At 42.3% G+C, this 3,771-nt stretch carries 5 protein-coding genes; all 5 read right to left on the reverse strand.

Annotated elements, in window-relative coordinates; genetic code table 11:
* Nucleotides 1-138 precede the first annotated feature (138 nt).
* On the reverse strand, nt 139-309 hold the full coding sequence (locus ABNS49_RS11970; RefSeq protein WP_348688204.1) for a FeoB-associated Cys-rich membrane protein: 171 nt from the start codon (nt 307-309) through the stop codon (nt 139-141).
* Between the two features lie 23 nt (nt 310-332).
* Complete coding sequence (gene feoB, locus ABNS49_RS11975; RefSeq protein WP_348688205.1) at nt 333-2,483, reverse strand: ferrous iron transport protein B; 2,151 nt, start codon at nt 2,481-2,483, stop codon at nt 333-335.
* 135 nt (nt 2,484-2,618) lie between these two features.
* The gene (locus tag ABNS49_RS11980; RefSeq protein WP_348688206.1) at nt 2,619-2,840 is read right to left on the reverse strand and encodes a ferrous iron transport protein A; all 222 of its coding nucleotides are present in this window, start codon (nt 2,838-2,840) and stop codon (nt 2,619-2,621) included.
* Nucleotides 2,841-2,854: 14 nt separating this feature from the next.
* A complete protein-coding gene (locus ABNS49_RS11985; RefSeq protein ID WP_348688207.1) occupies nt 2,855-3,064 on the reverse strand; it encodes a FeoA family protein in 210 nt (69 codons plus the stop codon).
* Nucleotides 3,065-3,386: 322 nt separating this feature from the next.
* Nucleotides 3,387-3,771, reverse strand: a 385-nt coding sequence (locus ABNS49_RS11990; RefSeq protein WP_348688208.1) for a transposase, incomplete at its 5' end; no start/stop codon positions are given.

Below are 3,771 nucleotides of genomic sequence, written 5' to 3' on the forward strand. Positions count from 1 at the left end.
AACCGATATGATGTACCTTGCTTTTATCCAGTTCGCTTGCATTCTTGTTTGGATTAAATAGTGTCAACAGTCCCTAAATGAAGAACACTAAGCCGATAATCAACGGCAAAACAAAAATTTTTGTGCAAATACGTCAACTTATTCTTTTGCGACATCTCCGTGACAGTCGTTATGACAAGCGCATGAATTGAGACAACTCATACAGTTACCGCCGCAGGAGGACTTTCTTAATTTCTTATCCTTGTAAAGCTGTTTTGCGATAAGAAAAATTACCGCTGCTACAATTAAACCTACAATTAAAGTTGCCATAAAAACACCTCCCGAAAATTAAATTATGAATGTGCCTTGACGATTCTTGTAAACCTTTTGCTTTTCTTGCAGGGTCTCGCAAGCATATAGATGATAGATGTCAGCACTGCCAGAGCAAAAATAAGTCCAACAACATTTACATTGCCCGTAAAAATAAGTCCCAGCTGGTATACAATAAGAGATACCGCATAGGCAAAACCGCATTGATATGCAATTGCAAATGTTGTCCATTTTGCGTTGTTCATTTCGCGCTTGATAGCTCCCATTGCTGCAAAACAAGGTGCGCACAAAAGGTTGAAGATCAGGTACGAGAACGCTGAAAGCTGTGTGAATGCTGCCGCAACGTTAGTCCATATCTCGCTGCCGTTTTCCGTAAGCTCGCCGTCAAAGTGGAAGAGCATACCGAACGTAGCTACAACATTTTCCTTTGCAACAAGTCCCGTAACAGCCGCAACGGAAGACTGCCAGTTTCCCCAGCCGAGTGGGGCAAATATCGGTGCAATAACACTTCCCAACTTAGCGAGGACAGAATTGTCGATATCCACAACCATTCCAAAGCTTCCGTTCTCAACGCCGAAGCCCTGCAAAAACCAAATTACTACCGTGGAAAGGAGAATTACAGTACCCGCCTTTTTAATGAACGACCAGCCACGCTCCCACATTGAACGGAGTACGTTTCCGACTGTCGGCATATGATATGCGGGGAGCTCCATTACAAAGGGTGCAGGTTCGCCCGTAAAAGGCGCGGTCTTTTTCAGCATAATGCCCGAAACGATTATCGCCGAGACGCCGATAAAATACGCCGCCGCGCCTACCCAGCCCGCGTTTCCGAAAAGCGCACCCGCGATAAGTCCGATAATCGGGAGCTTTGCGCTGCAAGGTACAAATGTGGTGGTTATGATAGTCATTCGTCTGTCACGCTCGTTTTCAATGGTGCGGCTCGCCATAATGCCGGGTACACCGCAGCCCGTACCGATAAGCATTGGTATAAAGGATTTTCCCGAAAGCCCGAATTTACGGAAAATCCTGTCCATAACAAAAGCAATACGCGACATATAGCCGCAGCTTTCAAGGAACGCAAGAAAAATAAACAGCACCAGCATTTGAGGTACAAATCCAAGCACCGCGCCCACGCCGCCGATAATGCCGTCCACAATGAGGCTTTTCAGCCAAACAGCACAGTTGATACTTTCAAGGAAAGAGTTCACGGCGTTTGGAATCCATTCGCCGAAAAGGGTGTCGTTGGTCCAGTCGGTAGCCCAGCTGCCCACGGTGGTTATTGAAACATAGTATACAATAAACATTACAGCCGCAAAAATCGGCAGAGCAAGAATTCTGTTCGTAACAATTTTATCAATTTTATCCGAGACGGTCATACCGCGGTTTTTCTTTTGCAGACAGCCATTGATGACATTCGCTATGTAAATGTACCTCTCGTTTGTAATAATGCTCTCGCTGTCGTCGTCCATTTCCTTTTCGGCAGCGGCTATGTCCTCTTCAATATGGGACTTCTGCATATCGGAAATGCCAAGCGTTTCGTATACTTTATTGTCTCGTTCAAATAATTTTATTGCGTACCACCGCTGCTGCTCCTCAGAAATATCGTGCAGTACCGCTTTTTCAATGTTATCAATCACGTGTTCAACACTTCCGCAGAATATGTGTTTGGGGGCAGTCTTTTCCATTGACTTTGCAGCCTCTATCGCTGCTGCGGAAGCCTCGTTTATGCCTGTACCCTTTAACGCGGAAATTTCCACCACCTTGCAGCCAAGCTCGGCGGCAAGCTGCGCCGTGTTTATTTTATCGCCGTTTTTGTAGACAACGTCTATCATGTTTATTGCACAGACAACGGGTATGCCAAGCTCTGTAAGCTGAGTGGTGAGGTACAGATTCCGTTCAAGATTTGTACCGTCAATAATGTTGAGAATAGCGTCAGGACGCTCTCCGATAAGGTAGTTTCTCGCAATGACTTCCTCTAAAGTGTACGGGGAGAGCGAGTAAATTCCAGGCAAATCGGTGATGATAACGTTCTTATGACTTTTAAGACGTCCCTCTTTTTTCTCAACTGTAACTCCGGGCCAGTTTCCCACAAACTGGTTGGATCCCGTCAAAGCGTTAAAAAGCGTGGTTTTGCCTGTGTTAGGATTTCCGGCAAGGGCAATTTTGATCTCCATATAAATCTATCCTTTCAAGCTTTATTTCTGTAAAACGGTGTTACATTTCATACAATTACTTACGGAACAGGGCAACCCATTCCCTGCCGCGTTCAAGAACGTGGTAAGCCGTTGCTAACCACAGCGCAAAAAAATTTAACTGACTTCAATCATTTCGGCGTCGGATTTTCTAATGGAAAGTTCATATCCGCGGACGGTTATTTCAATTGGGTCTCCAAGAGGCGCTGCCTTTCGGATGTAAATTTCCGCGCCATTTGTGATACCCATATCCATAATTCTGCGTTTTACCGCGCCTTCTCCGCAAAGCCTTTTCACTGTGACAGTTTGGCCTATCTTGGCGTCTTTTAATGTGGACATATTCTTGTTCCTCCTTAGATAATAATTTTTTGCGCCATTTCTTTGGAAACGGCAACTCTCGAATTTTTGACGGTTACGATAACGTTACCGCTTATCTTGCTAACAACCGTTACCGCAGAACCAGTCACAAATCCAAGATTTTCAAGAAATTTTCTTGTATCTGAGCCTCCTCCTACTTTCTTAATTATGTTTTCCTCGCCTGTTTTTGCATATATGAGCGGCATTATAGATACACTCCTTAACTAAATATTATATTTCAGGTGTTTGTCATAGTTAGCCTTAACTAACTATATATTACTTTATAATAATTATTTTGTCAAGATGTTTTTATAATCTTTTACATTTTTGTTAAATATAGCAAATAAAATTAGTTTGTATAAGTCGAAATTGCAGTAAAACTGCACAATATTATTTTAAAACGCTTTCCAGCATTATTGCTCTTGAAAATATAATTATATATTAAGATTATGGGCAGAAGATCAAGTATATTATTGTATCGTTGAATCCAAAATCAAAAAAAGTTTAATACTATAGCAATCCCACAAATTACTGCCCAATAAAGCAAGAATCAAACCACCCGGAACAATCATTGGCGGAAATCAAATTAAAGGCGGTATCGACAGAGGATTTCAAGTCAGAAGCAGACCTTGCTTTTAACTTGCGCAGAACAGATTTAATTTTAGACCACATTTTCTCAATGGGATTAAAGTCAGGACTGTACGGCGGTAAATATATTACATTGATTTTTAACTCATCAATAAGCTCTTTAACAGCTTTAGAATGATGAGTACGCATATTGTCCATAACAACAATATCATCAGGACCAAGCGTTGGCACAAGCATATTTTTTAAATAATCTGTAAATCTTTCGCAGGTCGTTCCGCCTTGATATGTTGTGAAGGCTGTCTCTCCGTTTAAACGTACCGATGAT

The sequence above is a fragment of the uncultured Dubosiella sp. genome, from assembly GCF_964018005.1.
In the GTDB taxonomy this organism is placed as follows: domain Bacteria; phylum Bacillota_I; class Bacilli_A; order Erysipelotrichales; family Erysipelotrichaceae; genus Dubosiella; species Dubosiella muris.